This is a genomic window from Streptomyces sp. NPDC048352, assembly GCF_040651895.1.
GTDB lineage: Bacteria > Actinomycetota > Actinomycetes > Streptomycetales > Streptomycetaceae > Streptomyces.
The window spans coordinates 1-18,087 of the sequence record NZ_JBEZKZ010000031.1; the positions used below are offsets into that span (position 1 = coordinate 1).

An 18,087-nucleotide genomic window follows, 5' to 3' on the forward strand; every position below is an offset into this window, starting at 1 on the left:
CCGCCCGAGTACGTCCAGTACGCGGGCGGCCCTCCGCCTTGCGATGCACGGCACCAGACGCCGCAGGGCCCGCCCTTCGGGCGGCCGGCGCTACTTTGCGGACACCCCCTAGAAGTTCTCCGTCTCCTCCACCAGGAAGCGCAGTACGTCCGACAGGTCCGCGCGGCGGGCGAACGCCGCACGCTGCCGGGCGGCCCCCGATCCGTCGCGCAGCAGCCCGCCCAGGGTCTTCGCCGCGTGGTCCAGGTCGCCGGCGGCGGCCAGGTCCGGGGCGACCAGGTCGAGCAGCGCCTCCGCCAGGTCGGCCGCCGGAATCTCCGCGCCCGTGTACGGGTCCAGGCCGAAGCCCTCCAGCCCGTCGTGCGCCGCCCGCCAGCGCGCGAGACGCAGTACGTCGTCCCGTACGGGCGGATCCGGCTGCTGCTCGGCGATCGCCCGGAGCGCCGAGGCCACCAGCGCGCGCCCCAGCTCCGCCTGGAGCACGGCCGTGTCGATGTCCGGGGACATGTCGGGCGCCCGGATCTCGAGCGTCGGCCAGTTCCCGGAAGGCCGGAGGTCCCAGTAGACCATCTTGGTGTCCAGGGCCGCCCCGGAGCCGAGCAGGGTCTGCACCGCGCGCCGGAAGTGGGCCGTGGACGGGAAGTGCGGGGGCGGCCCCGCCGAGGGCCAGCCCGACCAGGCCATCGCCCGCCAGCTGGAGTGCCCGGTGTCCCGGCCGCCCCAGAAGGGGGAATTGGCCGCCAGCGCGATCAGCGTGGGCAGCCATGGTCTGACCCGGTTGGACACGGCCACCGCCGTGTCCACGTCGAGGGTGCCGATGTGGATGTGGCGGCCGCAGCTCACCAGGGTGTCCGTCAGCGCGCCGAACCGCCGGTGCTGCTCGCGCTGGCGCGGCTCGTCGTCGGTCAGGTGCAGGGGACCCTCCACCGCCACCACGGGCGAGGGGGCGGCCAGCAGCCGGCAGCCGTGTTCCCGCGCCGCCGCGGAGAGGGTGCGCCGCAGGACGGCGAGCTCCTCGCGCAGGGTCACCGCCGAATGCGCGACCGGAGTGGAGATCTCCACCTGGTACCGGGTCCCCTCGGGGTGCAGCTGCTGCGGGAGCCCCGCGGCGGTGGCGAGGACGAGCGGTGCGGCCGGTACCACCCGCAAGGTGGTGGCGTCGACGAGCAGGAACTCCTCCTCGACGCCGACCGTGAGCGGGGTGGGGACGCCGCTCACGGTGGTGCTCGTTGTGCTGTTGCCAGGTTCGATCACTACGCCTCCCTGGACATACGAGTCTTTTCATCATGAGCGGAACAGGAGGCCCGGAGGGTACGTCGATCCGGTCAAATGTCGGGTATCAGTGGCGGGTTAGCGGCAAGCCCGGCCCCGCCCTGGGGCGCCGGGTCCGGGTGGTGAGGGCGGTGCGCGTGGGTGCACGCGTCCCGTGCTCCAGGGCGGCCCCAGCCGGGTCCGGTTACCATCCCGTGTGACCGGTACCGCCTCCCCTCCCCGACCGAAACGGCGCATATTCGCCGACCTCACCCCCCTGCGCACCTCCGCCGACTATCGGCGGCTGTGGGTGGGCGGCACCATCTCCTGGATGGGCCAGGCCATGACGGCCCTGGCGATCTCGCTCCAGGTCTACGAGATCACCGGCTCCAGCTTCTCCGTCGGACTGGTCGGGCTCTTCTCGCTCGTCCCGCTCGTCGCCTTCGGCCTGTACGGCGGCGCCATCGCCGACACCGTCGACCGGCGCAAGCTCGGCCTCTACAGCCAGACCGGGCTCACCGTCCTGTCCGCCGGCCTGGCCGCCGCGGCCCTGCTCGGCTACCACCGGGTCTGGCTGCTCTACACCGTCGTCGCCCTCCAGGCCGTCTGCGGTGCCCTGAACGGGCCCGCCCGCTCCGCCATGATCCCCAAGCTGCTGCCGCCCGAGCAGCTGCCCGCCGCCAACGCGCTGGGCTCCGTCACCATGACCTCCGGGACGATGCTGGGCCCGGTGCTGGGCGGCCTGATCGTCGGCTGGTGGGGGTACCAGGCGGCGTACCTGATCGACGCGGTGACCTTCATCGCCGCCCTGTACGCGATGTGGCGCCTGCCCGCGATGCTGCCGGAGGGCCGCAAGGGGCGGGCCTCGGTCATGGACGGCCTCCGCTTCCTCGGGACCCGCCCCAACATCCGGATGACCTTCTTCTCCGACATGGCGGCCATGGTGCTGGCCCACCCGAGGGCCCTGTTCCCGGCCATCGCCGTGCTCTGGTACGGCGGCGACGCCAAGACCGTCGGCCTGCTGGTGGCCGCCCCCGCGGTGGGCGCGCTGCTGGGCGGGCTGTTCTCCGGCTGGCAGGGCCGGATCCGGCGGCACGGGCTGGCGATCCTGCTGTCGGTCGGGGCGTGGGGGGTGGCCATCGCCGTCTTCGGCCTGACGCGCAACCTCTGGCTGGGGCTGGTCTTCCTGGCGCTGGCCGGGTGCGCCGACACCATCTCGATGGTGTTCCGCAGCACGATGCTCCAGGCGGCGACGCCGGACGCGATGCGGGGGCGCCTGCAGGGCGTGTTCATCGTGGTCGTCGCGGGCGGCCCCCGGCTCGGGGACTTCCTCGCCGGGTCGGTCGCCGACCTGGTCTCGCCGGGGGCGGCGGTCACGGGGGGCGGGGTGGCATGCGTGCTGGTGCTCGCGCTGCTCGCACTGCGGTGGCGGGGCTTCGCCCGCTACGACGCCCGCTCACCACAGGCGTAGCCCGGACTCTTTCCGGGCGTCGCCCGGTGCGGCCGGGGCAGCGCGGCTACGCCTCGACCGGGGGGCGGGTGCGGGGGCCGGGCCGGGCGCCCGTGTTCGCGGTGCCCGCCGGTTCGAAGAGCAGGATCGCCGCCTCCTCCGCCGCCTCCGGGCAGTGTTCGACCCCGCGCGGGACCACGTACAGCTCGCCGGGGCCGAGCACCACGTCCCCGTCCCGCAGGTGGATCGTCAGCGTGCCGCTCACCACCAGGAACAGCTCGTCGGTCTCGTCGTGCGCGTGCCAGACGAACTCCCCCTGGACCTTGGCCACCTTCACCTCGTAGTCGTTGACCCGGGCGATCGTGCGCTGGGCCCACTGCTCGGTGAACCCGGCCAGCTTCTCCGCGATGTCGACCTTGGCTGTCTGTGTCATGGGGACAGCGTCACGCGTGCCCCGCCGGCCGGTCTTGTACGTTTCTGACATGTCCGCCGACCCCCGCCCGCGCAGCACCGTCTCCGCCTGGCGGCCGCCGGTCACCGGCATCGCCGAGGTCTTCCACGCCCGCTTCACGGACCACGCGTACCCCGTCCACGTGCACGACACCTGGGCCCTGATGATCCTGGACGGCGGGCGGGTGGACTTCGCCCTCGAACGCGAGCGGTACGGGGCCGGGGTCTCGGACAGCGTCGTCCTGCTTCCGCCCGGCGTGGCCCACGACGGCCGGACCGTGACCGAGACGGGCTTCCGCAAGCGGGTGCTGTACCTCGACACCTCGGTGCTGCCCGAGCACCTCACCGGCTCCGCCGTCGACGCCCCGCTGCTGGCCGACCCCGCGCTGCGCGGCCGCGTACACGGCCTGCACCGGGCCCTGCGGGATCCCGACCCCCTGGAGGCGCAGTCGCGGCTGGCCTTCGTGGGGGAGCGGCTGCGCTGGTGGCTGGGGGGAAGGAAGCCGATGCCGTACGAGGCGCCGCGCGCGCGGACCGCCGTACGGCTGCGCGAGCTGCTGGACGCGCGGGCCGCCGAGGGGGTCACCCTGGAAGAGGCCTCTGCGGCGCTGGGCGGCACGCACCCCACCCACCTCATCCGCAGCTTCCGCCAGGCCTACGGGCTGCCCCCGCACGCCTACCTGACGGGCCGCCGGGTGGAACGGGCCCGGGAGCTGCTGCTCGCGGGGATGCCGGCGGCCCGGGCGGCGACGGAGGCGGGCTTCTACGACCAGGCCCACCTGACGCGGCACTTCGCGCGCCACGTCGGGACCACCCCGGCGCGATTCGCCCGCCCGGCGGCCGGCAACCGCCTCGTGTGAACGGGAGTTGGCGAGTTCGTTGCCACCGCGCCGCCCGGCCTTCCCTTTTGTTCCGGTCAGGCATATGACAGTTCGGCAGGGTCCCCGTCCGGTCCCGGTGCCGTTCCCGATCCGAACCCCCGACCCGTCCAGGAGGAAGGCCGTCATGCGCCTTCGTACGCTCGTCACCACCGCGGTGGCCACGGCCGCACTCACCGGGGTCCTGCCCCCGACGGCCGCCGCCGCTCACGGGAACTGCTCCCCTTACATGTCCGTCGCCGGCTTCTCCGACTCGCTCGACAAGAGCCTGCTCGACGGGAAGCCCGTCGGCGGCATCTCCGGCCTCGCCCTCGACCGGGACGGCAGCGTCGCCGCCGTGTCCGACAAGTCGGCGCTCTACCGGCTCGAGGTGACCCGCGGGAACACCCCGGCCGCCCGGGCCACCGCGCGGCTCCCGCTCACGGACGGCGCCGGGAAGGTCACCGACTCCGAGGGCGTGGTCGTCGACCGGGACGGCACCTACCTGGTCACCGACGAGACCGCGCCGGCCGTCCGCCGCTACAGCCGGACCGGCCTGGTGCTGGCCACCCTGCCGATCCCGCCCGCCTTCGCCCTCGGGCCCCAGGGCCGGGCCACGGTGAACCAGACCTTCGAGTCGCTCACGCTCCTGCCCGGCGGGCACACCCTCGTCGCCGGCGTGGAGGGCCCGCTCGCGGGCGACGGCAAGGACTCCCGGGGCCGCACCCTCCAGCGGATCCAGACCTGGGAGCGGCGCGCGAACGGCGAGTTCGCCCTCGGCAGGCAGTACGCCTACCCCGTCGACCCGGGCCACGGCCTGGCCGAGCTCGCGCCGACCCGCGACGGGCGGCTGATCGTCCTGGAGCGCGGCTTCACCCGGGAGTTCGCGATCACGGCCAGGCTGTACCTCGCCGACCCGCTCGGGGCGAGCGACACCTCGACGACGCAAGCGCTGGCCGAGGGACCGGGGCTGCGGGCCGCCCGCAAGACGCCGCTCGGAGACTTCGACGACTGCCCGACGCTGGGCGCCCCCTCGAAGCTGCCGCAGAACCATCCGCTGGTGGACAACATCGAGGGCATGGTCGCCACCGGCCACGACGGCCACGGCCGTGTACGGCTGCTGCTGGCCAGCGACGACAACGAGTTCCCGCAGCAGATCACCCGGCTGTACACGGTCGACCTGCGGCTGCCGGCCCGCCGCTCCCGCTGAAGCGTCCGGCGGCGCGAAGCCGCGTTCGGTGGGTGAGGCCGGCGGGCGGGATCAGCGGGCGGGATCAGCGGGCGGGATCAGCGGGCGGGATCAGTGCGCCGGAGGAACGATTCCCCGGGCCACACCCAGGGCCACCAGGTCCTGCGGCCGGATGCGCAGCTGGTCCGCCGTGGCGGGGGCCTCCTCGGCGGGGCGCTTCAGGATGGCCGCCGCCAGTTCCGGGGCGATCACCGAGAAGTAGCTGTCCGGAGTGACCCAGGTGTTTCCCGGCGCGGCCAGCGCGAGCGCCCCGCCGGAGCCGCCCTCGCCGATCAGCAGGGTGGTCACCGGTACGGAGGCCTCCGCGAGCGCCGCGAAGGTGTCGGCGATGGCCGGGCCGGCGCCGGCGTGTTCGGCGGCGGCGTCGTTGGCCGCGCCGGGGGTGTCCACCAGGGTCAGCACCGGGATCCCGAGCCGGTCCGCCAGGCGGATGACCCGGGCCGCCGTACGGTAGCCCGCCGGGCGGGTCGCGGTGCCGCACTGGGCCGCGTACGCGACCGCCCGCCCCTCGCGGAGGCCGAACCCGCACAGCATCCCCGGGTCGGCCGCCCCGGCCCGGTCACCGCGCAGCGGCAGGCGCAGCTCGAAGTAGGCCTCCAGGTACGCCTCCGCACGCGGGCGGTCGGGGTGCCGGGCCTGCCGGACGGCGTCCCACCCGGTCTCCGGGGGCGATACGGCGGCCAGCGCGGCCGGGGGCTCGACGGCGGTGGCGGCGCGGGGCGCGGCCAGCACCCGCAGCCAGTCCGCGACGGCCGCCGGAAGCTCCGCGGCCGGAACGACGGCGTCGACGTGCCCGGCGGCGTACTGCCCCTCGGCGGTGTACGCCGCCGGATCCGCGTCCGCCGGCCGCACCCGGGACCCGGCGAAGCCGACCTGCGCCCCGGGCAGCGCCAGCACGACATCGGCCCCCGCCCCGAGGGTGGCCCAGCCGCCGCCGGTGGTGGGGTCGCGCAGCACCGCGATCTGCGGGAGCCCGGCGGCCCGGGTGAGCACGCACTGCCGCGCCACGCGCTGGAGCTGGGTCAGCGCCAGCATCCCCTCCTGCATCCGGGACCCGCCGGTGGCGATCAGGGAGACCAGCGGCAGGCGCTGCTCGCGGGCGTGACGGTACGCGGCCTCGAGCCGGTCCCCGGTGCGCCGGCCGAGGGATCCGCCGAGGAAGCCGAACTCGAAGCAGATCACGGTGGCCGGGCGGCCGCCGATGAGGGCGGTGCCCGTGACGACGGACTCCTGCTCGCCGGTCCGCGCGGTGGCGCGGGCGCGGGAGGCGTCGTAGCCGGTCCAGCCGATGGGACCGTCGTCGGGGTACTCCGCGCGGGGCGCGGGGAGTTCGGCGAAGGAGCCGGGGTCGGTGAGGGCGGCGATGGCGGCACGGGCCGAGATACGGGTCGTCACCGGGCCACCCTAGGTCGTCTCTTCCGGATCTTGCCGGTTAAGCCCGCGTTGTCCGGTGCCGTGCATCGCAAGGCGGAGAGGCTCCCGATTACTGGACGTCCTCGGGTGCCTCGACAACGCGGCGAGGTGCGGTGCCGGGCGACGCGGGTCTGGGGGCACCTCCCAGCGGTAGCTGGGGGAGCAGGATCCGGAAGAGACGGCCTAGGCGGTGGGTGCCCGGGGTGCGCTGCCGATGCCGTCCGGGAACGGCTCCTGCGGCGACTGGTGGGGATCGGGTCTCCGCGCGCCCACTACAGCGCCGACTCCCACACCACCGTCGTGCCCCGGGTGCCGGCCTCCGTGCGGCCGTCGTCGGCGACCGTCAGACGGACGCGGGAGGGGGTGGCGTCGACCTCCACCTCGATCGACGTGACCTCGCTGCGGCGGTGCGCCGCCGCCAGCGCGCCGCGCAGCGTCGACAGCAGTGCCGTCGTCACCGGGTCCGGGAGCAGCGCGTCCACCGCCCCCGCGAAGTGCACCGACGGCTGGAAGCCGAGGAGGACGGCGGCTCCGCCGGTTTCGCGCAGCACCCGCCCCCGGAAGGTCGTCGGGGCGTCGCTCGGCGGCTGCTGGAGGGCGAAGATGGCGGTGCGGACCTCCTGGATGGTGGAGTCCAGCTCGTCCACGGCCCGGCTCAGTTCCTCGCCGACGGTGTCCCCGGCCGCCGCGTTGGACGACCGCCGCCGTGTGCTCTCCAGCATCATCTCGGTGGCGAACAGCCGCTGGACCACCAGGTCGTGCAGGTCGCGCGCGATCCGGTCGCGGTCCTCGTAGACGGCCAGCTGCTCCCGGTCGTGCTGGGCGTCCGCGAGGACCAGGGCCAGCGCGGCCTGGGAGGCGAACTGGGAGGCCAGCAGCCGGTCCACCGCGTCGTACGGTAGCCCGCCCCGGGCCCGCGGCAGGGCGAGGGTGCCGATCAGCTGGCCGCCGCTCTGCAACGGGAGCATCATGCTCGGGCCGAAGCGCTCCCGCACGTGCGTGGTCATCCGGGGATCGGTGGCGGAGTCCTCTATGAAGACCGGTTCGCCGCCCAGCAGTTGCTCCAGTACCGGGGAGCCGGGGGCGATGGCGGTGCCGACGAGGTCGCCGGGGTCCCCGTGCGTGGAGGCGGCCACGATCTCCATGCCGCCCTCCGGCGTGGGCTGGAGCACCACGCCCGCCGCGGCGTCCGCGAGCAGCCGGGCGCGTTCGGCCACGCACATCAGGGCGTCCGCGGCCGGGCGTCCCGCCAGCAGGGTGGTGGTCACGGCGGCGGCGCCCTCGATCCAGCGCTCGCGGCGGCGCGCGGTCTCGTACAGGCGGGCGTTGCCGATCGCTATGCCGGCCTGCGAGGCCAGGACGCGCATCAGCGCGAGGTCCTCGTCCGTGAAGGGGCCGCCGCCGCGCTTCTCGGTGAGGTAGAGGTTCCCGAAGACTTCGGTGTGGACGCGGATGGGCACGCCCAGGAAGCTGCGCATGGCCGGGTGGCCGGGCGGGAAGCCCGCCGAGCGGGGGTCCTTCGTCAGGTCGTCCAGCAGCAGCGGCCGGGGGTCGCTGATCAGGGCGCCGAGCAGGCCGGTGCGGCCGTCCGGCAGCCGGGGGATCGCGCCCCGTTCGGCCCCGGTCATCCCGGCGGTGAACAGCTGGGTCAGGCGGGCGCGCTCGGGGTCGACGACCCCGAGCGCTCCGTACCGGGCCCCGCACAGTTCGGTGGCGGAGTCCACGACGTGCTGGAGGGTGGTGTGCAGTTCCAGTTCGGAGCCGACGCTGAGGACCGCCTCCAGCAGCACCGGGAGGCTCGAGGGCGCGCCGGCGCCGCCGGGTTCGTCCAGGGTCATCCGGCCAGCGGGTTGAGGACCATGGGGGCGATCTTCCCTTCCAGCATCGCGCCGAGTCCCAGCACGGCGCAGACGTCGGGCCGTTCGGCGATGGCGACGGGCATTCCGGTGGAGTCCCGCAGCATCTGGTCGAGGCCGGGCAGCCGGGCGCTGCCACCCACCATCATGATCCCCCGGTCCGTGAGGTCCGCGACCAGGTCGGGCGGGCAGTCCCGCAGCACCTTGCCGATGCCGTCGAGGACGGCCGTCAGCGGGGTGTGGATGGCGTCCCGTACGGCCGCGGTGTCCACGTGGACGGAGCGGGCGAGTCCGGTGGCCACGTCGCGGCCGTGGATCAGGGTGGAGGCCGGGCCGTCGGGGGTGATGCCGTTGCCGTGGAGGGCCAGCTGGAGGGGGCGTACGGCCTGGCTCGGCAGCATCAGTTCGTGCGCGTGCCGCAGGTGCTGGACCACGGCGTGGTCGATGGCCTCGCCGCCGACGGGGATCCGTTCGGCGGTGACGATCGAGCCGAGGGATAGCACCGCGATCTGGGTGGCCGCCGCCCCGCACACCATGATCATCGTCGCGGTCGGCTGCTCCACGGGCAGGCCGCAGCCGACGGCCGCCGCGATCAGGGTGTCGACCAGTTCGACGCGCCGGGCGCCGAGCCCGACCATGGTCTCCACGGCCGCCCGCTGGGCGAGCGGGTCGGCGTCGTGCGGGGTGCAGGCGGCGGCGCGCAGCCGGGGCTTGCGGCGCAGGGCACGGCGCAGCTTCTCGCCGAGCAGGTGGCGCAGCATGCGCTGGGCCATCTCGATGTCCACGACGGTGCCGCCGGAGACGGGGCGCACGACGCGGATGTAGTCGGGTGTGCGGCCGGTCATGCGTTCGGCGAAGGTGCCGACGGCGATGAGGGCGCCGGTGCGGGTGTTGACCGCGGCGGCGCTGGGCTCGTCGACGACGAGTCCGGCCCCCTTGACGTAGACGCGGGTCCTGGCGGCTCCCAGGTCGACGGCGACGTGGCAGCGACGCAACTGCTCCAGACTGACGGTCACGGCAGATCCTCCCGAGAGCGCTGACGCAGGATGAGACCGGCGGCCGCCGATCGCTTTTCACATCTTGTCGGATAAATGGGTCGTATCGCCCGTTGGAATGCTCCGGCCGTGGTGTGTCGTACGGGTGAGGCGTGCTGCACGGGGGTGGATTTCTGTACCGACAGGCAGCAGCATGCGCGCACCACCCGCGCTACCCGTGCGTAACAAGGTAAAGGGGACCCGATGCTGACGCCCCGCCAGAAACTCCTGGCGCTCCTGACCCTCTGCCTCACCCTCCTGGCACCCCTGCCGGCCCAGGCCGCCGACCGGGCGGCGCCCGAGGCCCCCCACCGGGCGGCCGCCGCCCACAATCCGGTGGTCTTCGTGCACGGCTACAACGCGGACCCGGGGGTCTGGGGATCCCTGCGCGAGGACCTGAGGGCGGACGGGTACACGGACGCGGAGCTGTTCTCCTGGGGCTACGACACCCACCAGTCCGTCAACGAGGTGCTCTCCGGCAGGCTCGCCGGCTACGTCGACCAGGTCCTGCGGGAGACCGGCGCCGCCCGCGTGGACCTCGTGGGGCACTCATTCGGCTCGCTCGTCGGCCGCTGGTACGTCAAGTTCGGCGGCGGCACCGCGACGGTGGACCACTGGGTCTCCCTGGCGGGCCCCAACCACGGCACGTCCACCGCCTGGGCCTGCGCCCTGTGGGACCAGGCGTGCCGGGACATGACCCCGGGCTCGTACGTGGCGAAGAACCTGGCCTCGGGCGACGAGACCCCGGGCGCCGTGAAGTACGCGACCTTCTGGTCGGAGTGCGACGAGGTGGTCAACCCCGACAGCAGCGTCCCGCTCTCCGGCGCCCTCAACACCCCGGCCGGCTGCCTGAAGCACAACGACCTCCTCGGCGACGACGCCACCTCGGCCGGCGTCCGCGCCTTCCTGCGCAGCTAGACCGGGTCGTCACACTCCCTCCTGGCCGGTGGGGCCCGGCACGCACGCTGCTCATCCCGGGCCCTCCTGGCCGGTGGGGCCCGGCACGCACGCTGCTCATCCCGGGCCCTCCTGCACCCGCTGGAGCAGCCCGTACGTGAACTCCGCCACCAGGGGCCGGTCCGACGCGGTGAACGCCAGCCGCCAGCGCGTCGGGGCCGTGCCCTCCATCGGCCGGGCCGGCGCGAAGGCCCGGGCCACCTCGTCCACCGTCGCCGACCAGGGCCGCAGGTCCCCGGCCGTCTCCAGTACGGGGCCCCGCACGCCCGGGGCCCGCACCAGCCACTCGTTCCACACCGCCCCGTCCGGCGCGGCCAGCACCTCGAACCGCAGCTCCGGCCACAGCGGCACCGGCCACAGCAGGGCCTCGCACTCCAGGTCGCCGATGCTGCGCCGCTCCGCGGACTCCGGCGGCCCGAGCACCGACCGGTAGCGCGCGAGGGCCCCGCGGGACCGGGGCGAGCGGACCATCGCCTGCCAGCGCCGGTTGGCCTCCCGCTGCTCGGCGAGCGTGGCGCCCAGCCGCAGCCGGGCCTCTTCGGCGAGGCCGGGCTGGAAGTCCGCCATCCTGCGCAGCAGCACCAGCTGGAAGGCGGCCGGCCCGAAGGCCCCCGGACGCCCCGGATTCCGCGTCGCTGTCATGGACGTAACGATTCCACACAGGATCCTTACGTTCCCGGAATGCTTATGTTGCCGGGGACCGCATAGCCTGCGGGCGCCATGAACTACTGCCCCGCCTGTCAGAGGCATCTCAACGGAGCACTCGCGTGCGCCGGCTGCGGCACCCCGGCCCAGTACCTGGCCGCGGCCGGACCGGCCGCCGCGACGCCCGCCCACGAGCCGCAGCCCGCGCTGGCCGAGGTGTTCGCGGATTCACTCGTCGTGCTGTCCGGCCCCCACGAGGGTCGCGCGGGCAGCCGCAAGCGCGCGGCCAGCCGCCGCAGACGCGGCCGGGGCGTGCTCGCGCTCGGGCTGGGGCTGGTGCTGGCGACCGGGGGCTCGATAGCCGTGGCCCGGATCGTGACGGACGACGAGGGCGCCGACCGGGCCGACAAGGTGGTGCTGACCGACTCCGGTCCGGAGCAGCCGGACGCGCTGCCCAGCGGGCCCGCCGCGCCGGCGGCACTGCCGTCCGGCAAGGGATCCGGGGGCGCGGGGAAGTCGGCCCGGCCCAGCGGTAGCCCGAGCGGGACCGCGCAGCCCTCGGCGAGCGGGAGCGCCTCCGCCTCCGGGTCGGGGGAGCCGTCGCAGGGCGGTACCGGCGGCGGGACATCCGTAAAGCCGACGAAGCCGGCGCAGCCCGCGCCGGGCCCCACCGGCACGGCGCAGCCCCCTCAGCCGTCCCCGACGAAGCCGAAGCCGACGAAGCCGAAGCCGACGCCCACCGAGACCTGCGTGCTCTGGGTCTTCTGCTGACGACGGGCCCGCTCAGGCCAGCATGCGCCTGAGCAGGTCCCGCAGCGCCGTGCGCTCCTCCGCGGAGAGGCCGGCCAGCGGCTCGCGCGCGAAGTCCAGCGTCTCGCGCAGCCGCTCCGCGGTCTCGACGCCCCCCTCGGTCGGCGCGGCCAGCTTGACCCGGCGGTCGGCCGGGTCCGGGCGGCGTTCGACCAGGCCGCGGGTCTCCAGCCGGTCGATGATGCCGGTCACGTTCGAGGGCTCGCAGCGCAGCTTCTGCGCGATGCGCCGCATGGGCAGCGGCTCCAGGGACAGCATGTTCAGCACCTTGGCCTGGGCGCCGGTGAGCTGGTGGCGGGCGGCCGCTTCCTCGTACTCCATGTGGTAGCGGGCCACGACATCGCCGATGAGCTCGACGACCTCGAGGGTGACTGGGTCTGCGCGACGACTGGGCATGGCTCCAGGGTACCCGTTTACTTGACAACATGAAATATCCAGGCGCATGGTTGTTTCACGTCCTGAAGTAATCTTCGTTCTCCCAGGAGTCCCTCATGTCTCAGATCCCCGCCGTCAGCCGCGAGTGGCACCTCGTCCGCCGCCCGCAGGGCTGGCCCGTGGCCGAGGACTTCGCCCTGCGCGAGGTACCCGTCTCCGCCGAGCCCGCCGCCGGCCGGATCCTGGTCCGCAACCTCCACATGTCCGTGGACCCCTACATGCGCGGCCGGATGAACGACACCAAGTCCTACATCCCGCCCTTCCAGCTGGACGAGCCGATGCAGGGCGGCGCGGTCGGCGAGGTCGTCGCCTCCAACGCCGAGGGCTTCGAGGTCGGCGACCACGTCCTGCACCACCTGGGCTGGCGCGAGTACGCCGAGGTGGACGCGCAGCACGCCGCCAAGGTCGACGCCTCCCTCGCCCCGCTCTCCGCCTACCTCGGCGTGCTCGGCATGCCGGGTCTGACCGCCTACGCGGGCCTCTTCGAGGTCGCCTCCTTCAAGGAGGGCGACTCCGTCTTCGTCTCCGGCGCGGCCGGTGCGGTCGGCAGCCTCGTCGGCCAGTTCGCGCGGATCAAGGGCGCTTCCCGGGTGATCGGCTCCGCCGGCTCGGACGAGAAGGTGACGCTGCTCACGGAGAAGTACGGCTTCGACGCCGCCTTCAACTACAAGAACGCCCCGGTCGCCGAGCAGCTGCCCGCGGCCGCTCCCGAGGGCGTCGACGTCTACTTCGACAACGTCGGCGGCGACCACCTCGAGGCCGCCATCACCAGCATGAACGTCCACGGCCGCGCCACCCTCTGCGGTGCCATCGCCGGCTACAACGACACCGAGGCCGCCCCCGGCCCGCGCAACCTCATGATGGTCATCGGCAAGCGCCTGCGCCTCCAGGGCATCCTCGTCGGCGACCACTACGGAATGCAGCAGCAGTTCGTCAAGGACGTGGCCGGCTGGCTGGCCTCCGGCGAGCTCCGCTACGACGAGACGGTCGTCGAGGGCGTCGAGAACGCCACCGACGCCTTCCTCGGAATGCTGCGCGGAGAGAACACCGGAAAGATGATCGTTTCCTTCACGGGTTAGGCTCACTCCACGACCGTCGCGATCGTGGGCGCGCATCGCGGCGATTCATCTGGAGGAAGTTCTTCATGTCCATCACGCAGACCGACGTCGCGTACACGGCCGTCGCCACCGCCGAGAACGGCCGTGACGGCCGCGTCGCCACCAACGACGGCCAGCTCGACGTCGTCGTGAACCCGCCGAAGGAGCTCGGCGGCAGCGGCGCCGGCACCAACCCGGAGCAGCTGTTCGCCGCCGGCTACAGCGCCTGCTTCCAGGGTGCCCTCAGCGTCGCCGCCCGCAACGAGAACGTCGACGTCACCGGCTCCACGGTGACGGCCGAGGTCGGCATCGGCAAGAACGACGACGGCTTCGGCATCATCGTCAAGCTCACGGCCTCGATCCCGACCGTGGACGCCGCCACGGCCAAGGACCTGGTCGAGAAGGCCGACCAGATCTGCCCGTACTCCAAGGCCACCCGCGGCAACATCACGGTCGAGCTGAACGTCGCCTGACCGCGTCGCACGCCTCGCGAAGGCCGCACCCCCCCAGGGGGTGCGGCCTCCGCCGTTCCCGGCCCATAAACTGGCCCCATGCGTGATCTTGCGGGGGGCTTCCGGTACTTGCTGGCCGGTCAGAGATGGGTGCTGCGGAACGGCCGCTGGCTGGGCTTCGGCCTGCTGCCGGGCCTGGTGTCGCTGGTGCTGTACGCCGCCGCGCTGGTCGGCCTCTTCTACGGTGCCGACGACCTCGTCGACTGGGCCACGCCCTTCGCCTCCGACTGGTCCTCGCCCTGGATCGGGCTCTTCCGCGGCTTCCTGACCGCCGTGGTCGCCTCCCTCGGGCTCTTCCTCTCGGTGATCACCTTCACCGCCGTGACCCTGCTGGTCGGCCAGCCCTTCTACGAGTCCCTCTCGGAGCAGGTCGACCGCACCGAGGGCGGCGAGGTCCCCGAGTCCGGGCGCTCGTTCTGGGAGGACCTGTGGATCTCCGGCCGGGACAGCGTGCGGCTGCTAGGCCGGGTGGTGCTGTACGGGATCCTGCTGTTCGCCCTCGGGTTCATCCCGGTGATCGGGCAGACCGTGGTGCCGGCGATCGGCTTCTGCGTCTCCGGCTTCTTCCTCACCCAGGAGCTCACCTCCGTCGCCCTCCAGCGGCGCCGGGTGGACCTGGCCGAGCAGCTGGTCCTGCTGCGCGGGCGGCGGGCGCAGGCGCTGGGCTTCGGCGTGCCGCTGGTGCTGGCGTTCCTGGTCCCGCTGGTCGCGGTGTTCCTGATGCCGGGGGCGGTGGCGGGGGCGACCCTGATGGCGCGGGACCTGGTGGGCGCCGACTCCGCCGACGGGGACGGGGACGCGGACGGGGACGCGGGGGACGGCGACCCGCGGCAGCCCGGTTCCGAGCCCGGCGCGCAGGGCCCGTACGGGCATCAGTACGGCCAGGGCCCCTACGGCCAGGGCCCCGGCCAGGGCGGTGCGGGCCCCCACGGCCGCACCCCCAACCCCTACAGCCAGGGCTGACCCCGGCCGGGCCGCGGACCGGGGCTCCTGGTCAGCGAGTGGTGGTGACGTCCGCGTGACGGGCCACGGTGAACCGCAGTTCCGGCCGCGCCCACGTCACCTTGGGCGGGGAGGCGGGAACCGTTCCCACCGGTTCGGCTCCCATGCGCCGGTAGAACTGCTCGGCGGGCGGGTTCGACACCACTCGGACATGGGTCAAGCCCGCCCTTCCGGCTTGGTCGAGCATGTGCTCCATGAGGAGGCGGCCGATGCCCGTCCCCTGCGCCTCGTCCGACACGAAGGCCAGGTCCAGCTCGGCGGGGTCGAGCACCAGCGTGTAGAAGCCCAGCGGTCGGCCCGTCGAGCCCCTCGTGCCTCTTACCTTCAGCCGGGGAGTCCGGCTTTCGCAGGCAGCCCCTGGCGCCGCAGCAGGGTGAGCGCCCCGACGGTGTCCTCGCCCGCGTGGGCCGCCGGGTCGGCCTCCAGCCGCTCGCGCATCAGGTCCAGGTACGGCTTGATCAGCTCGGGGCTGACCCCCTGGCCCGCGGCGGTGCGCAGCAGCGTGCCGCTGGAGGCGACCTGCATCGCCAGGTTGGACACCACCCCGCCGGTGAAGTCCCGCGAGCTCAGCCGCTCGGCGGCGTTGCCGACGAAGAAGCCCATCGCGCCGAGCCACTCGGACAGCAGCGGCGCCAGGTCTCCGGGGGCGATGCCCTCGCCCTCGATCAGCGCGTAGGCGTGCGAGACGCCCGCGAACATCCCGTACATCGCGCTGAGCAGCGCCACGTCGTGCAGCGCCGCGTGGCCCGGGTCCTCCCCGACGAAGCGGGCGCCGGCCGGGACCTCCAGGGCGGCGCGGTGGGTGTCGAAGAGGGCGCGCGAGCCGCTGTAGAAGACGTACGCCCCGGAACCGGGGGCGCCGATCATGTCCGGCGTCGCCATGATCCCGGCGTCCACGAACCGGGCTCCGCGCTCCTCGGCCCACGCGGCCCGCGCCCGGCCCTCGGCGGGGGTGCCGGTGGTGAGGTTGACGATGTCCTTGCCGGTCAGGTCGATACCCTCCAGGGCGGCTCCGATGCTGGCGTCGTCCAGCAGGCAGAGCACGACGAGGGTGTGCGCGGCGACGGCCTCGGCCGGGCCCGCGGCGACGGCCGCGCCCTCGGGGGCCAGGGCGGCGGCCTTGGCGGCGGTACGGTTCCAGACGGTCAGGGGGTGCCCGGCGGCGAGCCAGGTGCGGGCGAGGGCGGTGCCCATGTCACCGGTGCCGAGGAGGGTGAGCGGACGCTTCGTCACGTGTGTGTCGGTCATGCCGTTTAGCCTGGTGGCGGGCGTTGCGGCGTTCAAGTACGCACTTCGGGGTGGGTGGTTACCCCGAAGTGAGCGAGCAGGTGGGAGGGGAGTGCGCGATGGCGGTCACAGGACGACCGGGGGCGGACCACTGCGGGATCGCCGCGGCGATGGCGGTGATCGAGGGCAAGTGGAAGGTCTCGCTGCTGTGGGAGCTGGAGCGCTGTCCGCGCATCCGCTTCGGCGAGCTGCGCCGACTCGTCCCGGGCGTGTCGGAGAAGGTCCTCGCGGCCCAGCTGCGCGAGCTGGAGAACGACGGCATAGTCCACCGCGAGGTCTACGACGAGGTCCCGCCGCGCGTGGAGTACTCCCTGACCCCGCTCGGCGAGGAGCTGAACGGGGTCCTGGAGCCCCTGGGGGAGTGGGGAACCAAGCACCTGCTGCCGGACTCCGCCTGAACGGTGCCGGGCCCGGCCCTCAGGCGGGGATCTCCACCGTGACGACGTCCGGCCCGAGGTCGTCGGCCTCGGCCAGCAGCGTGCCGTCCGGGGCCCACACGGCCGCGCCGCCGCAGCCCGTCCACGGGCCCGCCGGGCCGACGTGGTTGGCGAGGACCACGTACAGGCCGTGCTCCTTCGCGATCCCGGGGTGGACGCCCGCCCGCTCGGCCCGCCCGCCGCCCGTGCCGTAGAGGGAGCTGGCCAGGTGCACCGTGCAGCCGTCGGCCGCGCTGCGGGCGGCCAGCTCCGGGAAGTGGTTGTCGAAGCAGACGCCCAGCGAGAAGCGCAGGCCGCCCAGTGCGAAGCGGCCGTCGGTGCGGCCCGCGGCGAAGGCACCCTGCTCGTGCCGGTAGAGGTGCTGTTTGGCGTACGTCGTCACGTGCGCCCCGTCCGCGTCGTACACCAGCGTCGCGATGGCGGGCAGCGGCCCGCCGGTGCGCAGGGCGGCGTTGACGGCCACAGCGGTGCCGGCGGAGCGCAGCCCGTCCAGGCGGGGGTCCTCGGCGTCGGCCAGCCACAGGCCGGGGTCCCCGGCGAGGGCCTCCAGCTCGTACCCGGTGAGCGTGAACTCGGGGAACACCACGAGCTCCGCGCCCTGCCCCCGGGCCCGGGCGGCGAGGGCGGCGGCGGACGCGGCGTTGGCGGTGACGTCGGCGGGGACGCAGGTCAGCTGGGCGGCGGCGATCTTCACGGCCTCAGGATGCCAGCCCTTCCCGGAGCTGCGGCTCCCGGGCGCGGCTACGCGCCGGGGCCCCTCAGCAGGGTGAGGAAGGAGCGGAACGCGGCGGGCATGTCCACCGATTCCGGGGCGAGCAGCCACTGGTACTGGAGGCCGTCCATCACCGCCGTCAGCAGCGGAGCGGCCTGCTCCGGGGTGAGGCCGGAGGGGAGGCGCTCGCCGAACTCGGCGCGCAGCAGCGTGGCCATCTCCGCGCGCACCTGCGCGTACCGGTCGGTGAAGAACGCGCGGGCGGGGTGGCCGTCGGTGACGCTCTCGCCGAGCAGCGCCGAGAAGGTCTGCACGATGCCCGGGCGCATGGCGTTGTACTCCACCAGCGACTCCAGCAGGTCCAGGCGCCAGGCGTCGGCGGCGGTGCGCGAGCCGCCGCCGGTGTCCCAGCGGTCGCGCTCCTCCAGGACCGCGACCAGCAGGGCCTCCTTGGTCGGGAAGTAGTGCAGGAGCCCCTGCTGGGTCAGCCCCACGCGTTCGGCGACGGAGCCCAGGGAGGCACCCCGGTAGCCGCGCTCGGCGATCACCTCGACCGCCGCGCGGACGATCTCGCCGCGCCGCTCCTCGCTCTTCGCCCTGGCCATCGCCGGACCACCCCTTCCGCTCACACCT

The 18,087-nt window shown here is 74.0% G+C and carries 19 protein-coding genes and 1 pseudogene; 9 read left to right on the top strand and 11 right to left on the bottom strand.

The annotated features are described in order from the left end of the window. Window positions 1-108: 108 nt before the first annotated feature. Window positions 109-1,254: a glutamate--cysteine ligase gene (locus AB0D45_RS17880; RefSeq protein ID WP_362459868.1), complete on the bottom strand. Its 1,146-nt coding sequence runs from the start codon at window positions 1,252-1,254 to the stop codon at window positions 109-111. Between the two features lie 214 nt (window positions 1,255-1,468). Between AB0D45_RS17880 and AB0D45_RS17885 the strand changes: the two genes are divergently transcribed. Further along, complete coding sequence (locus AB0D45_RS17885) at window positions 1,469-2,722, top strand: MFS transporter (protein ID WP_362459871.1); 1,254 nt, start codon at window positions 1,469-1,471, stop codon at window positions 2,720-2,722. 46 nt (window positions 2,723-2,768) lie between these two features. Here the strand turns inward: AB0D45_RS17885 and AB0D45_RS17890 are convergent, their stop codons facing one another. Beyond that, window positions 2,769-3,134, bottom strand: a complete 366-nt coding sequence (locus AB0D45_RS17890; protein WP_361601174.1) for a cupin domain-containing protein — start codon at window positions 3,132-3,134, stop codon at window positions 2,769-2,771. Window positions 3,135-3,183: 49 nt separating this feature from the next. On the opposite strand from AB0D45_RS17890, the gene AB0D45_RS17895 reads away from it, so the two are divergent. Together AB0D45_RS17895 and AB0D45_RS17900 are read left to right on the top strand one after the other, a co-directional pair. Next, a complete protein-coding gene (locus tag AB0D45_RS17895; protein WP_362459874.1) occupies window positions 3,184-4,011 on the top strand; it encodes an AraC family transcriptional regulator in 828 nt (275 codons plus the stop codon). A 145-nt stretch (window positions 4,012-4,156) separates the two neighbouring features. After that, window positions 4,157-5,218, top strand: a complete 1,062-nt coding sequence (locus AB0D45_RS17900; protein WP_362459877.1) for an esterase-like activity of phytase family protein — start codon at window positions 4,157-4,159, stop codon at window positions 5,216-5,218. A 90-nt stretch (window positions 5,219-5,308) separates the two neighbouring features. Here the strand turns inward: AB0D45_RS17900 and AB0D45_RS17905 are convergent, their stop codons facing one another. The 3 genes from AB0D45_RS17905 to AB0D45_RS17915 all read right to left on the bottom strand — a co-directional run bounded on the left by AB0D45_RS17905 (window position 5,309) and on the right by AB0D45_RS17915 (window position 9,542). Next, window positions 5,309-6,652, bottom strand: coding sequence for a carboxyl transferase domain-containing protein (locus AB0D45_RS17905; protein ID WP_362459880.1), 1,344 nt, complete (start codon window positions 6,650-6,652; stop codon window positions 5,309-5,311). A 290-nt stretch (window positions 6,653-6,942) separates the two neighbouring features. Further along, window positions 6,943-8,508: a GAF domain-containing protein gene (locus AB0D45_RS17910; RefSeq protein WP_362459883.1), complete on the bottom strand. Its 1,566-nt coding sequence runs from the start codon at window positions 8,506-8,508 to the stop codon at window positions 6,943-6,945. Continuing rightward, the gene (locus AB0D45_RS17915) at window positions 8,505-9,542 is read right to left on the bottom strand and encodes a rod shape-determining protein (protein ID WP_361601162.1); all 1,038 of its coding nucleotides are present in this window, start codon (window positions 9,540-9,542) and stop codon (window positions 8,505-8,507) included. Before AB0D45_RS17915 ends, AB0D45_RS17910 begins: the two co-directional genes overlap by 4 nt. A 222-nt stretch (window positions 9,543-9,764) precedes the next feature. Between AB0D45_RS17915 and AB0D45_RS17920 the strand changes: the two genes are divergently transcribed. Beyond that, entirely contained in the window at window positions 9,765-10,478 is a 714-nt protein-coding gene (locus AB0D45_RS17920) for a triacylglycerol lipase (protein ID WP_362459886.1), read from the top strand. 96 nt (window positions 10,479-10,574) lie between these two features. Here AB0D45_RS17920 and AB0D45_RS17925 read toward each other — a convergent pair whose 3' ends face one another. Continuing rightward, the gene (locus AB0D45_RS17925; protein WP_362459889.1) at window positions 10,575-11,159 is read right to left on the bottom strand and encodes a hypothetical protein; all 585 of its coding nucleotides are present in this window, start codon (window positions 11,157-11,159) and stop codon (window positions 10,575-10,577) included. A gap of 78 nt (window positions 11,160-11,237) precedes the next feature. Here AB0D45_RS17925 and AB0D45_RS17930 point away from each other — a divergent pair, with 78 nt between their 5' ends. Continuing rightward, window positions 11,238-11,933: a hypothetical protein gene (locus AB0D45_RS17930; RefSeq protein ID WP_362459891.1), complete on the top strand. Its 696-nt coding sequence runs from the start codon at window positions 11,238-11,240 to the stop codon at window positions 11,931-11,933. A 12-nt stretch (window positions 11,934-11,945) separates the two neighbouring features. Here the strand turns inward: AB0D45_RS17930 and AB0D45_RS17935 are convergent, their stop codons facing one another. Next, on the bottom strand, window positions 11,946-12,368 hold the full coding sequence (locus AB0D45_RS17935; RefSeq protein ID WP_362459893.1) for a MarR family transcriptional regulator: 423 nt from the start codon (window positions 12,366-12,368) through the stop codon (window positions 11,946-11,948). A gap of 95 nt (window positions 12,369-12,463) precedes the next feature. Here AB0D45_RS17935 and AB0D45_RS17940 point away from each other — a divergent pair, with 95 nt between their 5' ends. The 3 genes from AB0D45_RS17940 (at window position 12,464) to AB0D45_RS17950 (ending at window position 14,979) form a co-directional block, all read left to right on the top strand. After that, the gene (locus AB0D45_RS17940; protein ID WP_361601148.1) at window positions 12,464-13,486 is read left to right on the top strand and encodes an NADP-dependent oxidoreductase; all 1,023 of its coding nucleotides are present in this window, start codon (window positions 12,464-12,466) and stop codon (window positions 13,484-13,486) included. A 65-nt stretch (window positions 13,487-13,551) separates the two neighbouring features. Then, a complete protein-coding gene (locus AB0D45_RS17945; RefSeq protein ID WP_361601145.1) occupies window positions 13,552-13,977 on the top strand; it encodes an organic hydroperoxide resistance protein in 426 nt (141 codons plus the stop codon). Between the two features lie 78 nt (window positions 13,978-14,055). Then, window positions 14,056-14,979 (top strand): EI24 domain-containing protein, encoded by a 924-nt coding sequence (locus tag AB0D45_RS17950; RefSeq protein ID WP_362459897.1) that lies wholly within the window; start codon window positions 14,056-14,058, stop codon window positions 14,977-14,979. A 31-nt stretch (window positions 14,980-15,010) separates the two neighbouring features. Here AB0D45_RS17950 and AB0D45_RS17955 read toward each other — a convergent pair. Further along, a pseudogene (locus AB0D45_RS17955) lies at window positions 15,011-15,316 on the bottom strand (GNAT family N-acetyltransferase); the annotation flags it as partial. Window positions 15,317-15,342: 26 nt separating this feature from the next. After that, window positions 15,343-16,266 carry an NAD(P)-binding domain-containing protein gene (locus AB0D45_RS17960; protein WP_362459900.1) on the bottom strand — a complete coding sequence of 308 codons (924 nt, stop codon included), beginning with the start codon at window positions 16,264-16,266 and terminating at the stop codon, window positions 15,343-15,345. A gap of 98 nt (window positions 16,267-16,364) precedes the next feature. Between AB0D45_RS17960 and AB0D45_RS17965 the strand changes: the two genes are divergently transcribed. Then, window positions 16,365-16,703 carry a helix-turn-helix domain-containing protein gene (locus AB0D45_RS17965; protein WP_362459903.1) on the top strand — a complete coding sequence of 113 codons (339 nt, stop codon included), beginning with the start codon at window positions 16,365-16,367 and terminating at the stop codon, window positions 16,701-16,703. A 19-nt stretch (window positions 16,704-16,722) separates the two neighbouring features. Here the strand turns inward: AB0D45_RS17965 and AB0D45_RS17970 are convergent, their stop codons facing one another. Next, a complete protein-coding gene (locus AB0D45_RS17970) occupies window positions 16,723-17,436 on the bottom strand; it encodes a carbon-nitrogen hydrolase family protein (protein ID WP_362459905.1) in 714 nt (237 codons plus the stop codon). A 47-nt stretch (window positions 17,437-17,483) separates the two neighbouring features. Further along, window positions 17,484-18,059: a TetR/AcrR family transcriptional regulator gene (locus tag AB0D45_RS17975; protein ID WP_361601127.1), complete on the bottom strand. Its 576-nt coding sequence runs from the start codon at window positions 18,057-18,059 to the stop codon at window positions 17,484-17,486. Between the last annotated feature and the right edge of the window lie 28 nt (window positions 18,060-18,087).